This window comes from Azospirillum endophyticum, from assembly GCF_016595245.1.
In the GTDB taxonomy this organism is placed as follows: Bacteria; Pseudomonadota; Alphaproteobacteria; order Azospirillales; family Azospirillaceae; genus Azospirillum; species Azospirillum endophyticum.
Genome location: NZ_JAENHM010000089.1, coordinates 36028 through 53928, shown reverse-complemented (window position 1 = coordinate 53928; position 17901 = coordinate 36028). Strand labels below are relative to the sequence as shown.

Below are 17901 nucleotides of genomic sequence, written 5' to 3'. Positions count from 1 at the left end.
AGCGGAGGCGGCAAGGCCGGCGGCACCGGCGGGGCGCGGATCCGGCATGCCGTCCAGCGCACTCCAGACCTCGCGCAGGGCGTCGAAGGCGGCCCGGTGGTCCGGGCTGGCCGCCAGCCATGCGTCGGTGTCGCGCCGCTCGGCGTCGGTGACCGCGTCCGACTGCAGGCGCACGAGACGCCGCGCCGCCTCTTCGTCCAGGGCCTCCTGGCCGAGCGCACCCGATGCGGTTCTGTGATCGGAGGTCATCGCCTGTTCCTGACACTCGCTGGAACCATGCCGCATCGGACGCGGGAAGTGCTCCCGGCCGTGACCTCCGCGGACGGAATGCCTCTGGGGCCGCTCATCGGCCGGCCCCGCCGCCGGTGCCCTCGGTCAGTCTCCGCCGACAATGAAGCAGCGCCTTGATGATGTGCTTTTCCACCATGTTGCGGGAAATTCCAAGGCGATTCGCAATCTCGCCGTGACTGAGCCCGTCGATCTTGTTGAGCAGGAACACCTCGCGGCAGCGGGGAGGCAGTTCGTCGACCACGGCCTGCATCAGCCGCAGCCGCTGCCGTGCCGCCGCGGCATCGTCCGGCCGCTCCGTCTCGGCAGCCCCGGCCGGGTCCGGCAGGCAGTCCGGCAGGTCGCCCGCCGTCCGCCGCTCCTCGGTGATGCGGGCGCGGGTGAGGTCGGCCGCCACGTTGGCGGCGGCGGCATAGAGATAGGAGGTCTCATGGGCGATCGATCCCGATCCGGCAAAGCGCAGCAGACGCAGATACACCTCCTGCGCGGCGTCGGCCGCACGGTCCCGGCAGCCGAGCCGACGGGCGAGGAAGCGCAGGAGTCCGGAATTGTGCTGCCGGAAGAGTCCGTCGACCAGCAGGCGGCGCATGTCGGATGCCATGTCCGTCCCAAAGCGGTGAAGATGAGGAATCCCATCCCGTTGCTGATAGCAAAAATGAGAATGATTATCAATATCGACCTATCCGATTTGCATAGTCCCTTGACCTTGGCTGCGGTCCTGCCCGGCGGTCGGCCCCAAACGCATAGCGCGCGACCTGGACCTCTGCGCCGTTGACCGAAGCGTTCGCGGCAGGCCTGGATAGGCGGCCGTGGGCAGCGGCCGCAGCTTTCATGACGGCCAATGGTGGAGGTCAAGGAACCGGATAATGTTAGTGAAGCGGATTATTTCATTTCATGCGCCACGACCAGCGACGACCGGATCCTGGCGCCGGCTGTACCGGATCGCCGCCCCCGCTCTACTCGCGGCTGCCGGATTTGGTCTGGCCGGCTGCTCCACGTCCCACGTCACCACGCCCGCCCGCTCCGCCACCGAACAGCTTCTGATCTCCACCGCGGCGGATCAGGCGGCGGAGCGTCTGGCCGGCCGGCTGGCGGTCAAGGGCAGTGTCTATGTCGATGCCGCCGGGGTCGAGGGCTACGACACCAAATACGCCATCTCCGCCGTCCGCGACGCCCTGCTGCGCTACGGCGCCGCCATGGCCCCGACGCGGGATGCGGCGGCCACCATCGTCGAACTGCGCGTCGGCGCCTTGTCGGTGGACAGCGAAAGTTCCCTGCTCGGCATTCCCAGCATCGACATCCCGATGCCGGTCAGCGGCACCTCCTCCACGCCCGAGATCTCGCTGTTCAAGAAGGAACTGACGCAGGGCGTCGCCAAGATCGCGGCCACCGCCTACGACAAGACGTCCGGCACCCTGGTCTCCTCCAGCGGACCGCAATACGGCTTCTCCAACCGGGCCGAATGGGTTCTGCTGCTGATGCTGAGCTGGGAAACCAACGACCTGCTGCCGCCCGACACCCGGCCGGTGCCGAAGCCCTGGGACGACTGACGCGGGCCGGCGCGCCGACCGGCCTGACTCAGCGGAAATACAGCGCCACCCGCTTGCCGTCGATCTCCTGGATGGCGGCCTCCACCCCATAGACCTCCCGGATCACGGCCGGCGTGATGATCTCCTCCGGCGGGCCTTCGAAGGCGATGCGGCCGTCCCGCATCGCCACGATCCGATCCGAATAGCAGGACGCGAAGTTGATGTCGTGCAGCACCAGGATGATGGTCTTGCCGAACGCGTCGGCGGTGCGGCGGAACAGCTTCATCATCGCCACCGCATGCTTGACGTCCAGGTTGTTCAGCGGCTCGTCGAGCAGGATGTACCGGGTGTCCTGGCACAGCACCATGGCGATGAAGGCACGCTGGCGCTGGCCGCCCGACAGCTCGTCGAGGAAGCGGTGGGCGACCGCCTCCAGCTCCAGGTAACGGATCACCCGCTCGACATGCCCCCGGTCCTCCACCGTCGGCCGGCCCTTGCTGTGGGGATAGCGGCCGAAGGCGATCAGGTCGCGCACGGTCAGCCGCGCCGTCATCTGGTTGTCCTGGCGCAGGATCGACAGACGCCGCGCCAGCACGTCGCCGGGCGTCGTCGTGACGTCCATCCCCTCCACCATCACCGTGCCGGCCGGCGCCGGCAGAAGCCGGCTGATGATCGACAGCAGGGTCGATTTCCCGGCGCCGTTCGCGCCGATCAGCGAGATCACGCCGCCGGCCGGCACCGTGATGGACACGTCGTCGACCACCACGGTCTCGCCATAGGATTTTCTGGCATTCCGGACCTCGATCATCGGGCCGCTCTCCGCACAAGGATGACCAGGAAGACGATGCCGCCCAGGAACTCGATGACGATGCTGAGCGCTCCGTTGAAGCCCAGCAGCCGTTCCAGGACGATCTGGCCGCAGATCAGCACCAGCATGGCGACCAGCGCCGCCACCGGCAGGACCAGCCGGTGCCGGTTGGTGTCGACCAGCAGATAGGCCAGATTGGCGACCAGCAGCCCGAAGAAGGTGACCGGCCCGACCAGCGCGGTGGAGACGGCGACCAGCACCGACACGATCGCCAGCACCTGCATCACCTCGCGCCGGTGGTCGACGCCGAGGTTGATCGCGGCATCCCGCCCCAGCGCCAGCACGTCCAGCACGCGGGCCTTGCGCCAGACCGCGACCGACACCGCCAGCACCACCAGCGCCGACACCAGCAGAAGCCGGCCGTCCACCCGGTTGAAGCTGGCGAACAGCCGGTCCTGCACCGCCAGGAACTCGTTGGGGTCGATCACCCGCTGAAGGAAGCCGGCGAGGCTGCGGAACAGCACGCCGAAGACGATGCCGACCAGCATCAGCAGATGCAGCCCGCGCATGCTTCCCGAGAACAGCCAGCGATAGAGCAGCCAGGAGAAGGCCACCATCGCCCCGACTTCGATCCCGAAGCGCAGCCGCGGATCGAAGGCCGTAACCGCGGCGGAGCCCAGCTGGAAGACCAGAACCGTCTGGATCAGGCGGTAGAGGACATCGAACCCCATGATCGACGGGGTCAGGATCCGGTTGTTGGTGATGGTCTGGAACAGCACCGTCGAGACGGCGATGGCATAGCCGACCAGGAGCATCGCCGCGACCTTGGTGCCGCGGAAGGCCAGGATGAAGCTCCAGCTTCCCTTCGCCCCCAGCGTCAGGAACAGGACGACGGACAACAGGGTCAGCCCGCCCAGCCCCGCGATCAGCAGGGCCGGCGGCAGGGAACGGCGCCCGACCGCTTCGCAGTCAGCCGGCATGGGCGTTCTTCCGCAGCAGCAGATAGAGGAAGATCGCGCTGCCGACGATGCCCATGGTCGTGCCGATCGGGATCTCGTAGGGACGGATGACCAGCCGGCCGGCGATGTCGCAGGCCAGCACCAGGCCGGCGCCGGACAACGCCACCCAGGGCAGCGAGCGGCGCATGTTGTCGCCGCGCGTCAGGCTGACGAGGTTGGGCACGACCAGGCCCAGGAACGGGATCATGCCGCAGGTGGCGATCACCGCCGCCGTCACCAGCGATACGATGACCAGCCCGAGCGACACCACGCGCCGGTGGTTGAGGCCCAGGTTGGTGGTGAAGTCCTCGCCCAACCCGGCGACGGTGAAGCGGTCGGCGGCGGCATAGGCGACGGCGGTCAGCGCGGCGCCGATCCACAGCAGTTCGTACCGCCCGCGCAGCACGCCGGAGAAATCGCCGGTCTCCCAGGCGCGCACCGACTGCATCATGTCGAAGCGGTAGGCGACGAATTCCGTCGAGGCCGTGATGACGGCGCCCAGCATGATGCCGACCAGCGGCACGACCAGCGGTGAGCGCAACGGCATCCGCCGCAGGATGCCGAGGAACAGCGCGGTACCGGCCAGCGCGCAGGCGCCGGCCACCAGCATCCGGCCCAGCATCGGCGTTCCCGGCGCCAGCAGCGTCACCATCAGCATGCCGAACACCGCCGATTCCGCGGTTCCGGCGGTCGACGGCTCCACGAACCTGTTGCGGGCGAGCATCTGCAGGATCAGGCCCGACACCGCCATTCCCGACCCGGCCAGCAGCAGCGCCAGCGTGCGCGGGATCCGGCTGACCAGCATCACCTGCGTCGCTTCGTCGGACATGCCGCCCAGCAGCGCGCCGACCGTCACGTCGCTGACGCCGACGAACAGACTGGCCGCCGCCAGCGCGGTGACGCCGGCGGCGGCCAGGACGAGCCCCTTCATGCCGGCGATCCGCCGCCGGCAGCGATGGCGAAGGCGGGCATCGTCACGCCTTTCCCGTCAGGGCCGCCTTGATGTCGTCGGCATCCTGCTGCATGGCGGCCAGCCCGCCGCCGATCAGGTACCAGTTCGACGCGTTCAGATAGACCACCCGCCCCTTCGTCCAGGCGATGGTCCGTCGCACGAGGTCGTTGTCCAGCAACTGCCTGGCCGATTGCCCCTCCCGCCCGATGGCGGAATCGCGGTCGATCACGAACAGCCAGTCGGGATTGGTCTGCAGGATGAATTCGAAGTTGACCGCCTGACCGTGGTTGGCGGCGTCGAGCCTCTCCGCCGCCGGCGCCACGCCGTATTCGGTGTGGAGCACGCCGAACCGCGATCCCGGGCCATAGGCGCTGATCTTGCCGCCGGTGGTCAGAATCAGCAGGCCCCTGCCCGCCCCGGCGGCGGCGGCCTTCACCTCGGCCACCGAGGCGCGCAGCCGGTCGGCGCGGGCCTTCACCTCGGCGCTCTTGCCGAAGATGCGGCCCAGCGTATCGGCACAGTCCAGCGCGTTGTCGATGAAGCGGTCCGTCTTCACCGTCAGGTCGATGGTGGGGGCGATGGCCGACAGATCGGCGTATTTCGGGGCGGAGCGGCCACCGACGATGATCAGATCGGGCTGGGCGGCGTTCACCGCCTCGTAATCCGGTTCGAACAGCGTGCCGATCCTCACATGGACCGGACCGTCGTACTTGGCGAGATGGGCGGGCTTCACCCCGGTCGGCACGCCCGCCACCGGAACGCCCAGGGCGTCCAGCGTGTCCAGCGACGCCATGTCGAAGCACAGGACCTTGTTCACCGCGTCGGGCAGCGTCGTCTCGCCCTGGGCATGGCGGATGGTGGTGGGGACCGGAGAGGTCTGGCCGAAGGCCATGCGCGGCATCAGGAAGGGGGCAAGACCGGAAACCCCGATCGCCAGACCTGCGGTCAACAGGTCCCTGCGGCGCGTCACGATGGTCATCACAACTCCCGAAATGATCTGGATTCCACCGGCGACGCGGCCTGGGCGGCGGCGGGATGGCCGGCGGCGGCAGGCACGGGATCGGACCCGCGCCGGACGGCGGGACCGGATTGCCCACCGGCAGCGGCCCGCGACGCGCATGCTAACGCTACTCATTCTCACTTGCAAAAACTTCCGTGCCGCTGATGCGATGCGCCCGGAATGGCGGCCATGCCCTGGGATGGGCGGCGACGGACGGCGTCCCTGACCGAACGGGCATTCCGAAACCGCAGCGTTTCCTGCAGGATCGGCGCCCCGCTGTCGCCGGCCCTGCCGTAGCCGGTGCAGGAAAGCTGAGAGCTTGTTCGTAGCATTTACGCGCTGACGTCCTGGGGAACGAGCCGCTTCAGACGCCTGGAGAGGATTGAGATGACGGCGATCTGGCCGAAGGCAACGAGATGGTCCTTTGTCCGCTCGACGATGGTGTTCAATCGGCGGCAGCGACTGATCCAGCTGAAGGAGCGCTCCACCACGCAGGCGATTTCGGTGGGGATGAACATCCCGTCGCGGCCGCGGGCGATCGGCTGGACGGTGATGCCGGAGAGCCGGTCGATGGCGCGCCATTGAATGCCACGAAAGCACACGCACCAGATCGCCAGGATCGCCTTGCGCAACGCTGCTCCGGTGAGCGCCGGCTTGGGCCCGGAACGGGTTGGGCCACTGCCGTCGGCCGCCATCGCTGTCGGCTCGCTCGGCACCTCCTCGACGAATGCCTCGACATCCGAGAACGCGTCCCAGGACGCTGGCGTGGTGCTTGCGGGACGAACGGCAGTGCCCATAGAGTGCGCAGCCAGGCGGTCGGAGCGAGGGCCGCAGACCTGCCAGACCGCCCCCGCCGCAACACTCCTATTCAGCTTGAACCGGCATCCCGATCAGCAGTCCCAGGGATGCGCCTGCCACGAACAAGCTCTCAGGCTTCCCGACCGATCTCGAAGTTGGCGAGCATCTCCAGCGCGCGGACCATACCGGAATGATCCCAGGCCTTGCCGCCATGGGCGGCGCAGGCGTTGAACAGCTCCTGGGCCGTGGCGGTGTTGGGCAGGCTGACGCCGAGCGAGCGGGCGGTGGCCAGCGCCAGGTTGAGGTCCTTCTGGTGCAGCTCGATGCGGAAGCCGGGGGTGAAGTTGCGGTTGATCATCCGCTCGCCATGGACCTCCAGGATGCGGGAGTTGGCGAAACCGCCCATCAGCGCCTGACGGACCTTGGCCGGATCGGCACCGGCCCTGGCGGCGAGCAGCAGGGCCTCGCCGACCGCCTCGATGGTCAGCGCCACGATGATTTGATTGGCGACCTTGGTCGTCTGGCCGTCGCCGTTGCCGCCGACCAGCGTGACGTTCTTGCCCATCTTCTCGAACAGCGGCTTGACCGTCTCGAAGGCCTCCTGCGGGCCGCCGACCATGATGGTCAGCGAGGCGGCCTTGGCGCCAACCTCCCCGCCCGATACTGGCGCGTCGAGGTAGGAGCAACCGAGATCGTTGATGCGCTTGGCATATTCCTTGGTGGCGACCGGAGAGATGGAGGACATGTCCACCACGATCTTGCCGGCGCTCAGGCCTTCGGCGACGCCATCGGCGCTGAACAGGACCTTCTCGACGTCAGGGGTATCGGGGACCATGATAAAGACGATCTCGGCCTTTTCGGCCACCTCTTTGCCAGAGGCGCAGACCGCGGCGTCGCCGGCGGTCAGGACGTCCGGCACAGGACCGACGGTGTGGACGAACAGCGCGTGGCCCGCCGCCAGAAGGTGGCCCGCCATCGGCGTCCCCATGATCCCGAGTCCGATAAACCCGATCTTGCTCATGATGTCTCCGATCCTCAGTTTTTTCGGTTGAACCTGATTGCGGTTGCAGGACCCCGGATCAGGCCGCCTGAAGCAGGGCCGGCATGTATCCAAGGCAGATTGAGCAGAAGTGCTTGCGATCCGGATCCACGCCGGAGAGGGGAACATGGTCCGCACAGAGGACGCCGTTGTCCCCGACCTCGTGGGAGGCGCGGATGCGCCGCGACCTTCGGCATTCCAAAGGCCGTCCTCGCCAACCACGATCAAAATCGCGGTCAGACCGCCCCGTGTGCCTCCACATACAGGGCGTAGACCGAGTGGCTGCTCGCCATGTAGAGCCGGTTGTTCTTCGGACCACCGAAGGTCAGGTTGGCGCAACGCTCGGGCAGCGTGATGAAGCCGATGGGTTTGCCCTGGGGGTTGAACACCATCACCCCGTCGAGATCCTCGGATTTCCCCTTCAGCGAATAGACCATGCGTCCGCCGGCCTGGATCGGTTCGGCCTGCAGGGCACCGTTGCTTCCCCAGCCGCACCACAGGTTCCCGTCGCGGTCGACCCTGAAGCCGTCCAGCGCACCGAAATCGGACGCGTCAATCAGCTTGGTCTTGTTGGACAGCGTGTTGTCCTTGCCGACGTCGAAGCTCCAGATGCTGCGGTTGGGCGTCCCCTTCCATTCCACCACATAGAGTTTGCTCTCGTCGGGCGAGAAGGCGAGGCCGTTGGGGTTCACAAGGTCGGTAACCACCGCCGTGATGCGACCGTCGGGAGCGATGCGATAGACGTTTGTGGTTTCCTGTTCCGGCTTGGCCTTGAACCCTTCCCATTCTCCGTTGATGCCGAACAGGGGATCGGTAAACCAGACGCTGTCGTCGGATTTGACCACCACGTCGTTGGGCGCGTTCAGGCGCTTGCCCTGGTAGAACTCGGCAAGAACCGTGATCTCGCCGCTCTTTTCGGTGCGAACCACCCGCCGGGTCACCGAATGTTCGCAGGTGACCAGCCGCCCTTGCCGGTCGCGGACGTTGCCGTTGGCGTAGTTGGCGTTCTCGCGGAACACCGTGGTTTTTCCGGTCTTCTCGTCGAAGCTCATGATGCGGTTGTTGGGAATGTCGCTGAACAGGAGCGTTCCCGTATCCGGGAAATAGGCCGGGCCCTCGGCCCAGCGGAAGCCGGTCGCCACCTGCTCCACCGAACTGCTGTAAAGGCGGTACTTGGCGAAGCTGGGGTCCAGGATCTGGATGGCCGGATCGGGATAGCGGGGGTTGAGCGCAAACGGGATCGCCTGGGCGAAGGCGCTTCCGGCAGCCATCGCCGCACCGGCGCCGGCCATCTGCAGGATGCGGCGCCGGCCGGGGTTGGAGAGCGTGTTCATGATGCCTCCTCGGATTTCATGGAGATTTTTGGGACTGGAAGATTTCGGGCATGGATTGCTGGCTCACGGCACGCGGCTGCGTCCCGTGTCGCGGCCCTCCGGCGTGCCGGCCGGCACTGGACGGGTCATTCAACAAGCGTCATTCCACGCAGACCGCCGCCTTGCGGAGGATCACTCTGCGGCCCGGACGGACCGGCCGATGGTCGGGAACAGCGCCAGGGACGCTGCGCAGACGGTCAGACTCTTCAGCGACATGACGGTCACTCCTTGGAAGCGGGTGCTGGGAACGGCCTCCGGAAACTGACCGTACCCGCAAGGTCACTCCTGGAAGGCTTCCTCGCGCTTGCGCCGGACGGCGGGCGCAAGCACCGTCACCAGCAGGGCCAGAGCCATCACCAGCATGACGGCGCTGATCGGACGCGACGCGAACACCATCGGATCCCCCTTGGAGATCAGCAGCGCCCGCCGCAGATTCTCCTCCATCATCGGTCCCAGGATGAAGCCCAGCAGCATGGGCGCCGGCTCGCAGTCGAGCTTGCGGAAGACGTAGCCCAGCACCCCGAACCCGGCCATCAGGAAGATATCGAAGACCGAGTTGTTCAGGCTGAACACGCCAATGGCGCAGAACACCAGGATCGCTGGATACAGCTGGTGGTAGGGGACCGCGATCATCCGCACCCACAGGCCGATCAGCGGCAGGTTCAGCACCAGCAGGAACAGGTTGCCCACCCACATCGACACGATCACACCCCAGAACAGAGCCGGCTGGTCGGTCATCACCGACGGGCCGGGCTGGATGCCCTGGATGATCATCGCGCCGATCATCAGCGCCATCACCGGGTTCGACGGGATGCCCAACGTCAGCATCGGGATGAAGGAGGTCTGCGCGCCGGCATTGTTGGCCGCCTCCGGCGCGGCGACGCCCTGGATGGCGCCCTTGCCGAACTCCTCGGGATGGCGGGAGACCTTCTTTTCCATGGAATAGGCGGCGAAGGAGGCCAGCATGGCCCCGCCGCCCGGCAGGATGCCGAGCAGCGACCCCAGCGCCGTGCCGCGCAGCACCGGCGCCACGATGCGCTTCAGGTCGGCCCGCGAAGGCAGCAAGCCGGTGACGCTCTTCACCATGGTGGTGCGCGTCGCCTCGTTCTCCAGGTTGGCGATGATCTCGGCCATGCCGAACATGCCCATCGCGACGATCACGAAGCCGATGCCGTCGGACAACTGCGGCAAGTCGAAGGTGTAGCGTGCGGTTCCAGAATTGACGTCGGTGCCGATCAGCCCCAGCAGCAGGCCAAGGACGATCAGTGCCAGCGCGTGCAGCAGCGATCCCTGCGCCAGCACGATCGAGGCCACCAGACCCAGCACCATCAGCGAGAAATATTCGGCCGGGCCGAACTTCAGGGCCAGATCGGCCAGCGGCGGCGCGAACAAGGCCAGCAGCACCGTCGCCACCGTGCCGGCGAAGAAGGAGCCGAGGGCCGCGGTGGCGAGCGCCGTTCCGGCCTTGCCCTGGCGTGCCATCTGATAGCCGTCCAGCGCCGTCACCACTGAGGAGGACTCGCCCGGCAGATTGACCAGGATGGCGGTGGTCGAACCGCCATACTGCGCGCCGTAATAGATGCCGGCCAGCATGATGAGGGCCGATTCCGGCGGCAGCCCGATGGTGACGGGCAGCAGCATGGCGATGGTGGCGACCGGCCCCAGCCCCGGCAGCACGCCGATGGCGGTGCCGAGGAAGACGCCGAGCAGGCAGTAGGCGAGATTTGAAAGGCCGAGCGCGGTTTGGAAGCCGAGCGCGAGATTTGCCAGGATATCCATAGGGAAGCCCCGCTCATCCGGTGAACCAGGAGCCGAGCAGCGCCATCGGCACGCCCAGCCCCTTGACGAAGACCAGCGCACAGAAGGCCAGCAGGGCCACCAGCCCCGCCGCGGCGCGGATCTCGAAGCGGAACATCCGGCTGGCCGCGGCGCTGACCAGGATCAGCGCCAGCAATGCCGGGATCAGCCCGGCCGACTCGAGCAGCAGGCCGAACAGGACAGTCGAACCCGCCACCAGCGCGAGCCCCTTCCAGGCGACGGTGCCGATGGGGCTGCCGTCCTGGACGAAGGAGCGGAGGACCGACAACACGCCGAAGGCGGCCAGCAGCCAGCCGAGTACGGCGGGAAAATAGCCGGGGCCCATTCGGCTGCCGGTGCCCGTCGCGTAGTCGCGACCGATCCACACCGCCACCAGCCCGACGGCGATGTAGATGACGCCGGCAAAGAAATCCTTGGGGTTGCGCGCACACGCCGCCATCGGATTTTCCTCACTGATCCGGAGTGATGTTCCCGGCCTCGACCACCGACTTCCAGCGCCCCAGCTCGGCGTCGAGGAACTGCGAGAACTTGGCGCTGCCGGTGCCGACGACCTCGAAGCCCGCCTCCTCGAAGCGGCCCTTGACCTCGGGGGCGGCGAGTGCGCCGGTAAGACCGGACTCCAGCTTGGCCTTCACCTCCTTCGGCAATCCGGCGGGGGTGGCGACGGCCTGCCAGGAATAGACCTCGACCCCCGGGACGCCGGCCTCCGCCATGGTCGGCGTCTCGGGGAAGGCCGGGATGCGCTTGTCGCTGGTGACGGCCAGCAGCTTCAGCTTTCCGGCCCTGATATGGCCAGTGACCACGCCGAGATTCTGGAACGACACCTCCGCATGTCCGCCGATCAGGTCGGTGATCGCCGGTCCGCCGCCCTTGTACGGCACATGAAGGCCGGTGGTGCCGGTCTGCTGCCAGAACAGCGCCGCGGTCAGATGGTCCGAGGATCCGGTACCCGAGGACGCGAAGGTCACCTTCTCCGGGTTCTTCTTCAGGTGAGCGATCAGCTCCGCGACGGTGTTCACCGGAAGATTGGGCGTGGCCACCAGCGCGTTGGGCGTGCGCACCGCCACCGTCAGCAGGTCGAAGTTCTTTTTGGGATCATATTTCAGTCCTTTGTAGAGCACCGGATTGATGGCGTAGACGCCGATCGAGGCGACCAGCAGCGAATAGCCGTCCGGCTTCGCCTGCGCGATCTGCGCCGCCCCGATCGAACCGTTGGCGCCCGGACGGTTCTCGATGACGACCGGCTGGCCGACGGCCTCGGTGAGCTTCGGTGCGATCAGCCGCGCCGTGGTGTCCGACGCGCCGCCCGGCGGGAAAGGCACGATCATCGTCAGCGCCTTGTCCGGGTATTCGGCCAAGGCCGGTGCCGACAGCATCGCGGCGACCGCGGCGATGGTCAGAAACGGCAAGTTCTTCATGGTTCCTCCCTGTTTTACTTTGTTTTCTTTGACGGCTACCGCTGGTGACCGGCGGTCATCTCCGATGTCTTGCTCAGTCCGTGAACTTCCTGGCAATCGCCTCCGTGGTGCGGGCCAACAGGCCGGTGTCGATGCCGACGGCGGTGTAGACGCAGCCGGCCGCCATATAGCGGCGCGCCAGTGTCTCGTCGGCGGTGAGGATGCCGGCCCGGCTGCCGGCCGCGACGATCCGGCCGATGGTCTTCTCGATCAGCTCGACGATCTCCGGGTTGCCCTGATCGCCCAGACAGCCGAGGTCGGCCGACAGGTCGCCCGGACCGATGAACAGCCCGTCGATGCCGGGCACAGCGGCGATGGCCTCCAGATTGTCGAGCCCCTTGCGCGTCTCGATTTGCACGAGCACGCAGATCTCTTCGTGGGCGCGGCGGTGATAGTCCTTCACCCGGCCGAAGCGCGAGGCGCGGCTGGCCCCGGCGAAGCCGCGGATGCCGTCGGGCGGGAAACGCGTGGCGGCGACCGCGGCCTTGGCCTCCTCGACCGTCTCCATCATCGGGATCAGGAAGGACTGCACGCCGATGTCGAGATAGCGCTTGATGACGATCGGATCGTTGTCCGGAATGCGGACGATCGGATGCGTCTCGTTCTCCATCATGGCCTGCAGCTGGGCCAGGATGCCCGGCACGTGGTTCGGCGCATGTTCGGCGTCGAGCAGCAGCCAGTCGAAACCCGAGCCAGCCAGGATCTCGGTGGCGGTGGGGCTTGCCATGCTGTTCCAGAAGCCGATCTGCTTGCGGCCGGCCTGGATGGCGCGTTTGAAGGAATTGGTGCGGAGTTCCATGGGACGGCGTCCTTCCGATGGACGTTGGAAGGGATGCCCGCCTACTCCGCCAGCGCTTGCGTACGCTTGCGCAGGACGGCGGGGGAGAGCATGGCGAGCAGCAGGACCGCGACGACCGCGAGCAGGACGGCGCTGATCGGGCGGGTCAGGAAGACCGACGGGTCGCCATCGGCCAACTGCATGGCGCGGCGGAAATTCTCCTCCAGCTGCGGACCGAGCACGAGGCCGAGCAGCAGCGGCGCGGGCTCCACCCCCACCTTGATGAAGAAGTACCCCAACATCGCGCAGCCCAACATGAGCCAGACGTTGAAGACGCTGTTGGAGATGCCGTAGGTGCCGATGCAGCAGAACAGGACGATGGCAGGGAACAGCAGGCGGTAGGGGATCTTCAACATCGACACCCATAGCCCGACCAGAGGCAGGTTGATGATCAGCAGCATCAGGTTGCCGGTCCACATGCTGGCGATGACCCCCCAGACCAGGGCGGGCTGTTCGGTCATCACCTGCGGGCCGGGCTGGATGCCCTGCATCATCAGCGCGCCGATCATCAGCGCCATCAAGGCGTTGGCGGGAATGCCGAGGGTAAGCAGCGGGATGAAGCTGGTCTGCGCCCCGGCGTTGTTCGCCGCCTCCGGACCGGCGACGCCCTCGATGGCGCCCTTGCCGAAACGCTGGGGATCGCGGGCGATCTTCTTTTCCAGCGCATAGGCGGTGAAGGGCGGCAGGGCGGCCCCCCCGCCGGGCAGCACGCCCAGCGCCGAACCGATGGCGGTGCCGCGAACCATGGCGGGGAAGGCCGCCTTGAGGTCGGCGCGCGTCGGCACGAGGTCGCGCAGCTTTTGGCTGACCACCTGCCGGACCTCGTTGCGTTCGAGGTTGGCGATGATCTCGGCCAGCCCGAACATGCCCATCGCCACCGGGACGAAATCGAGCCCGTCGGACAGGGCCGGAATGCCGAAGGTCATGCGCGCGGCCCCGGAATTCACGTCGATGCCGATGGTTCCCAGCAGCAACCCGAGGAACACCATCGCCAGCGACTTCGAGACCGAGCCATGCGCCAGGATCACCGCGGCGAGCAGGCCGAGGACCAGCAGGCTGAAATACTCCACCGCGGTGAATTTCAGCGCCAGCGCCGCCAAGGGCAGGCTGAGGAGCGCGATCACGACGGTGGCGACGGTTCCCGCGAAGAAGGACGACACGGCGGCGATCGCCAGCGCCGGGCCCGCCCGTCCCTGCCGGGCCATCGCGTGACCGTCCAGGCAGGTGACGACCGACGACGTCTCGCCCGGCACATTCACCAGGATGGCGGTGGTCGAGCCACCATACTGCGCACCGTAGAAGATGCCGGCCAGCATGATCAGCGCCGATTCCGGCGGCAGCCCGAAGGTGAAGGGCAGCAGCAGGGCGACCGTCGGAATGGGACCGATGCCGGGCAGAACGCCGATGGCCGTACCGATGACGACGCCGATCAGGCAATAGAGGAGATTGTTGAATTGCAGGGCCGTGGACAGGCCGAGCAGGAGATTGTCGAACAGCTCCATTGGGCGCCTACCAGGGCCAGATCGGAACCGGCAGGGCGAGCGCCTTCACGAACAGAAGGACCGCCCCGGCGGCGACGCACAGGCCGAACAGAATGACTTCGAACAGCCGGCTCTCGCGGCTTGCGGCGGCGGCCAGCAGGACCGCGGCGAAGGAGGCCGCGACCAGACCGGCTCCCTCGATCAGGAGCGCGAAGGTGCCGACGGCGACGGCGATACCCAGCATCGGTCTCGCCTGCACCCGCTCGATGCCGGCATGACTGCGCATCAGGCCGCGGCCGGTGAAGAACAGGCCGAAGCCGAGCAGGATCAGCGCGATGGCGCGCGGCATGTAGCCCGGCCCCATGTCTGCCGCCGAACCGCCGGAAAGCTTGGCGGTTGCGGCGAAGGCGCCAGCCGACACCGCGATCAGGAAGGTGCCGAACAGAAGGTCGGGCCAGTCGAGCCGCCGCCCCTGCGGCCGGACGTGGGATATCTCGAATTGGGGCATGGCGAATGTCCGGTGGGCTTGTCAGTTGGACTTGATGTCCGCGGCGCGGACGATGCCACCCCAGGACTCGATGTTCGTGGCGAGCCACGCCTTGACCTCGTCCGGCGTGCCGGGGCGCACCATTCCGCCCTGTTCGGCGACCTTTTCCTTGATCTCGGGCATGGCCAGAATCTTCTGAAGCTCGGCGTTCAGGCGTGCGACCACGGCCGCCGGCGTCTTGCCGGTGGTCAGTAGCGCCTGCCATGTCCCGGCGTCTGCCAGCGGGAGCTTGGCCTCCTTGAAAGTCTGCGCCTCCGGCAGCGCTGGCAGCCGGGCATCGCCGGTGACGGCGATGCCGACGAGCTGCTTGGACGTTACGAAGGGCAGCGTCGCCGTGGCGCCGTTGATGATCACCGTGCTTTCGCCGGAAACGACTGCACGCGAGGCCGCGGCACCACCCTTGTAGGGTACGGCCTTCCAGTCGATGCCGAGACCGCGGGCGAGGGCGACCGACGTGATGTGGTTGAGCGCACCGACGCCGGAGTTGGCGACGGCAAGCTTGCCCGGATTGGCCTTGGCGTAGTCGACCAGCTCCGGAACGGTCTTGGCCGGCACAGAAGGATGCACCGCCAGCACATAAGGACCGAACATGACCATTCCGACCGGTTCCAGGTCCTTCTTCACATCGTAGGACAGGTCGGAGAACAGGCTGGGAGCCACCGCCAGCGAGCCGATGTCCATCAGCAAAAGCGTGTGACCGTCCGGCCGGGCCTTCGCCACGGCGTCGGCACCGATGTTGCCCGCGGCACCCGGCTTGTTCTCCACCACCACCGGCTGGCCGACCGCTTCTGACAGCTTGGGGCTGATGAGGCGGGCCAGAATGTCGGACGTTCCGCCGGGCGCGAAGGGTACGACGATGCGCACCGGGCGGTCGAACGACTGGGCCTGCACGAGCGTGGGAATGAGAGCGCCACACAGCGCCAGGGCAGCGACAGCCGCGCCCAGACGACGATACTTCATCGACATTTCCTCCACTTGGCGATTTCGCGCGCGTCGTGCCTGTGGTCGGCGGCACGTTATTGTTCGTGGGATTGATGATAAGTTACACGGACTGTCGATGCTTAATGAGTTGTTCTGAGCAATGATCGATGCCATTTTTAGATCGATGTTCGAACTGAGCCATCTCCGATGCTTCGTTGCGGTCGCCGAGGAGCTGCATTTCGGCCGGGCCGCCGCGCGTCTGAACCTCACGCAGTCGCCGCTCAGCCGGCAGATCCAGCTGCTCGAACATGCGCTGGACGTCCGGCTTCTGGACCGCACCAGTCGGTCGGTCACCCTGACAAGGGCGGGACATAATTTCCTGCCGGAAGCGCGGCGGCTTCTCCGGCTGGTGGAAGGGGCTGCACTGGCCGCCCGGCGAACGGCGATCGGTGAGGAGGGAACGGTAACACTGGGCTTCACCGCTGCCTCCGGATATGAATTTCTGCCGCAGCTGATCCAGACGCTCCGGGAGAGGGCGCCGGGGATCGATCTGGACCTGAAGGAAATGGTGTCGGCCGACCAGCTGGACTCACTGACGGCCGGGCGCATCGACATCGGACTGATCCGTCCGTCCTACAACCGCCGTGAATTCGACTCGCTGTGCGTGGTGCGGGAACCGCTGGTGCTGGCCGCACCGGAAGGCCATCCTCTGGCCGCGTTTCCAGAGGTTTCCATCACCGACCTCGACCAGCAGCCGATGGTCGCCTATTCCCCATACGAAGCCCGCTACTTCTACGATTTGCTCGCCACCCTGTTCACCAGCGCCGGGGTCCGTCCGCGCTATGCACAGCACATCAGCCAGATCCATACGATCCTGGGACTGGTGAAGGCGGGTATCGGGCTGGCGCTCGTGCCGCGCGCGGCGCTCAATCTGGGATTCCAGGGAGTGGTGCTGCGGTCGCTTGCAACCGACGCGCTTCCAATCGTGGAACTGCATGCCGTGTGGCGCCCGAGAAACGCCAACCCTGCAGTGGCGACGGTACAGACCGTCCTGCGTTCAATAAGCAGCAGCGGCTGCCGGCATATTTAGAGCTTGTTCGTAGCATTTGCGCGCTGATTTCCTGGAGCGCTCCACCACCCAGGCGATTTCGGTGTGGATGAACATCCCGTCGCGGCCGCGGGCGATCGGCTGGACGGTGATGCCGGAGAGCCGGTCGACGGCGCGCCATTGAAGGCCACAAAAGCACACGCACCAGACCGCCAGGATCGCCTTGCGCAACGCTGCTCCGGTGAGCGCCGGCTTGGGCCCGGAACGGGTTGGGCCACTGCCGTCGGCCGCCATCGCTGTCGGCTCGCTCAGCACCTCCTCGACGAATGCCTCGACATCCGAGAACGCGTCCCAGGACGCTGGCGTGGTGCTTGCGGGACGAACGGCAGTGCCCATAGAGTGCGCAGCCAGGCGGTCGGAGCGAGGGTCCCAGACCTGCCAGACCGCCCCCCGCCGCAACACTCCTATTCAGCTTGAACCGGCATCCCGATCAGCAGGCCCAAGGATGCGCCTGCCACGAACAAGCTCTGAAGGAAATCGAGAGAATGACCGATGGCCTGTTTCCGTCCTGGATGGTGTGGGCATTGTTGTCGGCAGGATTCGCCGCGCTGACCGCCATCTTCGCCAAGGTCGGCGTCGAAGGCGTCGGCTCGGATATGGCGACGCTGATCCGCACCGCCGTCATCTTCCTGATGCTGATCGGCATCGTCGTCGCCTCGGGCCAGTCGCTGTCGCCATCGGCGGTGTCGGGCCGGACCTGGCTGTTCCTCGTCCTGTCTGGCCTCGCCACCGGGGCGTCGTGGCTGTGCTATTTCCGCGCGCTGAAGCTCGGCCCTGCCTCGCAGGTGGCGCCGGTCGACAAGCTCAGCGTCGTGCTGGTCGCCCTGTTCGGCGTCCTGTTCCTGGGCGAGAAACTGTCGGGGCCGAACTGGCTGGGCGTCGTGCTGATCGCCGCCGGGGTCATCCTGCTGGCCATCAAGTGACGCCGGCTGGGCGTCCTCTCAGG

20 protein-coding genes are annotated in these 17901 nt (G+C 66.8%); 3 read left to right on the top strand and 17 right to left on the bottom strand.

Annotation, left to right across the window (positions count from 1 at the left end; genetic code table 11):
- Positions 1-249: FecR/PupR family sigma factor regulator (locus JHL17_RS35480; protein WP_200199370.1), on the bottom strand; the 249-nt coding region annotated here is incomplete at its 3' end.
- A gap of 94 nt (positions 250-343) precedes the next feature.
- Positions 344-889 (bottom strand): sigma-70 family RNA polymerase sigma factor, encoded by a 546-nt coding sequence (locus JHL17_RS35475; protein ID WP_200199369.1) that lies wholly within the window; start codon positions 887-889, stop codon positions 344-346.
- A gap of 265 nt (positions 890-1154) precedes the next feature.
- On the opposite strand from JHL17_RS35475, the gene JHL17_RS35470 reads away from it, so the two are divergent.
- Positions 1155-1838: a DUF6655 family protein gene (locus JHL17_RS35470; protein ID WP_200199368.1), complete on the top strand. Its 684-nt coding sequence runs from the start codon at positions 1155-1157 to the stop codon at positions 1836-1838.
- A 28-nt stretch (positions 1839-1866) separates the two neighbouring features.
- Here JHL17_RS35470 and JHL17_RS35465 read toward each other — a convergent pair whose 3' ends face one another.
- The 14 genes from JHL17_RS35465 to JHL17_RS35400 form a co-directional block, all read right to left on the bottom strand.
- On the bottom strand, positions 1867-2625 hold the full coding sequence (locus JHL17_RS35465; protein ID WP_200199367.1) for an iron ABC transporter ATP-binding protein: 759 nt from the start codon (positions 2623-2625) through the stop codon (positions 1867-1869).
- Complete coding sequence (locus tag JHL17_RS35460; protein ID WP_200199366.1) at positions 2622-3605, bottom strand: iron chelate uptake ABC transporter family permease subunit; 984 nt, start codon at positions 3603-3605, stop codon at positions 2622-2624. The genes JHL17_RS35465 and JHL17_RS35460 overlap by 4 nt, the downstream gene beginning before the upstream one ends.
- Entirely contained in the window at positions 3595-4554 is a 960-nt protein-coding gene (locus JHL17_RS35455; protein ID WP_200199365.1) for an ABC transporter permease, read from the bottom strand. The genes JHL17_RS35460 and JHL17_RS35455 overlap by 11 nt, the downstream gene beginning before the upstream one ends.
- A 43-nt stretch (positions 4555-4597) precedes the next feature.
- A complete protein-coding gene (locus tag JHL17_RS35450) occupies positions 4598-5554 on the bottom strand; it encodes a siderophore ABC transporter substrate-binding protein (RefSeq protein ID WP_200199364.1) in 957 nt (318 codons plus the stop codon).
- A 353-nt stretch (positions 5555-5907) separates the two neighbouring features.
- Positions 5908-6372, bottom strand: coding sequence for a hypothetical protein (locus JHL17_RS35445; protein ID WP_200199363.1), 465 nt, complete (start codon positions 6370-6372; stop codon positions 5908-5910).
- 131 nt (positions 6373-6503) lie between these two features.
- Positions 6504-7394 carry a 2-hydroxy-3-oxopropionate reductase gene (locus JHL17_RS35440; RefSeq protein WP_200199362.1) on the bottom strand — a complete coding sequence of 297 codons (891 nt, stop codon included), beginning with the start codon at positions 7392-7394 and terminating at the stop codon, positions 6504-6506.
- Between the two features lie 254 nt (positions 7395-7648).
- Complete coding sequence (locus JHL17_RS35435; protein WP_425599676.1) at positions 7649-8746, bottom strand: SMP-30/gluconolactonase/LRE family protein; 1098 nt, start codon at positions 8744-8746, stop codon at positions 7649-7651.
- Positions 8747-9064: 318 nt separating this feature from the next.
- Positions 9065-10564, bottom strand: coding sequence for a tripartite tricarboxylate transporter permease (locus tag JHL17_RS35430; protein WP_200199361.1), 1500 nt, complete (start codon positions 10562-10564; stop codon positions 9065-9067).
- A gap of 13 nt (positions 10565-10577) precedes the next feature.
- Positions 10578-11042, bottom strand: coding sequence for a tripartite tricarboxylate transporter TctB family protein (locus JHL17_RS35425; protein WP_200199360.1), 465 nt, complete (start codon positions 11040-11042; stop codon positions 10578-10580).
- 10 nt (positions 11043-11052) lie between these two features.
- Positions 11053-12021, bottom strand: a complete 969-nt coding sequence (locus tag JHL17_RS35420; RefSeq protein ID WP_200199359.1) for a Bug family tripartite tricarboxylate transporter substrate binding protein — start codon at positions 12019-12021, stop codon at positions 11053-11055.
- 73 nt (positions 12022-12094) lie between these two features.
- Positions 12095-12859 (bottom strand): HpcH/HpaI aldolase family protein, encoded by a 765-nt coding sequence (locus JHL17_RS35415; protein ID WP_200199358.1) that lies wholly within the window; start codon positions 12857-12859, stop codon positions 12095-12097.
- 41 nt (positions 12860-12900) lie between these two features.
- Entirely contained in the window at positions 12901-14400 is a 1500-nt protein-coding gene (locus JHL17_RS35410; RefSeq protein WP_200199357.1) for a tripartite tricarboxylate transporter permease, read from the bottom strand.
- A 7-nt stretch (positions 14401-14407) separates the two neighbouring features.
- Positions 14408-14887, bottom strand: coding sequence for a tripartite tricarboxylate transporter TctB family protein (locus JHL17_RS35405; protein ID WP_200199356.1), 480 nt, complete (start codon positions 14885-14887; stop codon positions 14408-14410).
- Positions 14888-14908: 21 nt separating this feature from the next.
- Complete coding sequence (locus JHL17_RS35400; RefSeq protein ID WP_200199355.1) at positions 14909-15886, bottom strand: Bug family tripartite tricarboxylate transporter substrate binding protein; 978 nt, start codon at positions 15884-15886, stop codon at positions 14909-14911.
- Between the two features lie 121 nt (positions 15887-16007).
- On the opposite strand from JHL17_RS35400, the gene JHL17_RS35395 reads away from it, so the two are divergent.
- Positions 16008-16937: a LysR family transcriptional regulator gene (locus JHL17_RS35395; RefSeq protein ID WP_247894050.1), complete on the top strand. Its 930-nt coding sequence runs from the start codon at positions 16008-16010 to the stop codon at positions 16935-16937.
- Here JHL17_RS35395 and JHL17_RS35390 read toward each other — a convergent pair.
- A complete protein-coding gene (locus tag JHL17_RS35390) occupies positions 16905-17291 on the bottom strand; it encodes a hypothetical protein (RefSeq protein ID WP_200199354.1) in 387 nt (128 codons plus the stop codon). The genes JHL17_RS35395 and JHL17_RS35390 overlap by 33 nt on opposite strands.
- Positions 17292-17440: 149 nt before the next feature.
- On the opposite strand from JHL17_RS35390, the gene JHL17_RS35385 reads away from it, so the two are divergent.
- Positions 17441-17878 (top strand): EamA family transporter, encoded by a 438-nt coding sequence (locus JHL17_RS35385; protein WP_200199353.1) that lies wholly within the window; start codon positions 17441-17443, stop codon positions 17876-17878.
- Positions 17879-17901: the final 23 nt, after the last annotated feature.

Bases quoted from the DNA above. Each gene is read 5' to 3' on its own strand.
- JHL17_RS35440 (WP_200199362.1), bottom strand. From the start codon at position 7,394: ATGAGCAAGATCGGGTTTATCGGACTCGGGATCATGGGGACGCCGATG.
- JHL17_RS35425 (WP_200199360.1), bottom strand. From the start codon at position 11,042: ATGGCGGCGTGTGCGCGCAACCCCAAGGATTTCTTTGCCGGCGTCATC.
- JHL17_RS35405 (WP_200199356.1), bottom strand. From the start codon at position 14,887: ATGCCCCAATTCGAGATATCCCACGTCCGGCCGCAGGGGCGGCGGCTC.
- JHL17_RS35470 (WP_200199368.1), top strand. From the start codon at position 1,155: ATGTTAGTGAAGCGGATTATTTCATTTCATGCGCCACGACCAGCGACG.
- JHL17_RS35395 (WP_247894050.1), top strand. From the start codon at position 16,008: ATGATCGATGCCATTTTTAGATCGATGTTCGAACTGAGCCATCTCCGA.
- JHL17_RS35455 (WP_200199365.1), bottom strand. From the start codon at position 4,554: ATGAAGGGGCTCGTCCTGGCCGCCGCCGGCGTCACCGCGCTGGCGGCG.
- JHL17_RS35450 (WP_200199364.1), bottom strand. From the start codon at position 5,554: ATGACCATCGTGACGCGCCGCAGGGACCTGTTGACCGCAGGTCTGGCG.
- JHL17_RS35420 (WP_200199359.1), bottom strand. From the start codon at position 12,021: ATGAAGAACTTGCCGTTTCTGACCATCGCCGCGGTCGCCGCGATGCTG.
- JHL17_RS35445 (WP_200199363.1), bottom strand. From the start codon at position 6,372: ATGGGCACTGCCGTTCGTCCCGCAAGCACCACGCCAGCGTCCTGGGAC.
- JHL17_RS35415 (WP_200199358.1), bottom strand. From the start codon at position 12,859: ATGGAACTCCGCACCAATTCCTTCAAACGCGCCATCCAGGCCGGCCGC.
- JHL17_RS35410 (WP_200199357.1), bottom strand. From the start codon at position 14,400: ATGGAGCTGTTCGACAATCTCCTGCTCGGCCTGTCCACGGCCCTGCAA.
- JHL17_RS35475 (WP_200199369.1), bottom strand. From the start codon at position 889: ATGGCATCCGACATGCGCCGCCTGCTGGTCGACGGACTCTTCCGGCAG.
- JHL17_RS35465 (WP_200199367.1), bottom strand. From the start codon at position 2,625: ATGATCGAGGTCCGGAATGCCAGAAAATCCTATGGCGAGACCGTGGTG.
- JHL17_RS35430 (WP_200199361.1), bottom strand. From the start codon at position 10,564: ATGGATATCCTGGCAAATCTCGCGCTCGGCTTCCAAACCGCGCTCGGC.
- JHL17_RS35385 (WP_200199353.1), top strand. From the start codon at position 17,441: ATGACCGATGGCCTGTTTCCGTCCTGGATGGTGTGGGCATTGTTGTCG.
- JHL17_RS35390 (WP_200199354.1), bottom strand. From the start codon at position 17,291: ATGGGCACTGCCGTTCGTCCCGCAAGCACCACGCCAGCGTCCTGGGAC.
- JHL17_RS35400 (WP_200199355.1), bottom strand. From the start codon at position 15,886: ATGAAGTATCGTCGTCTGGGCGCGGCTGTCGCTGCCCTGGCGCTGTGT.
- JHL17_RS35435 (WP_425599676.1), bottom strand. From the start codon at position 8,746: ATGAACACGCTCTCCAACCCCGGCCGGCGCCGCATCCTGCAGATGGCC.
- JHL17_RS35460 (WP_200199366.1), bottom strand. From the start codon at position 3,605: ATGCCGGCTGACTGCGAAGCGGTCGGGCGCCGTTCCCTGCCGCCGGCC.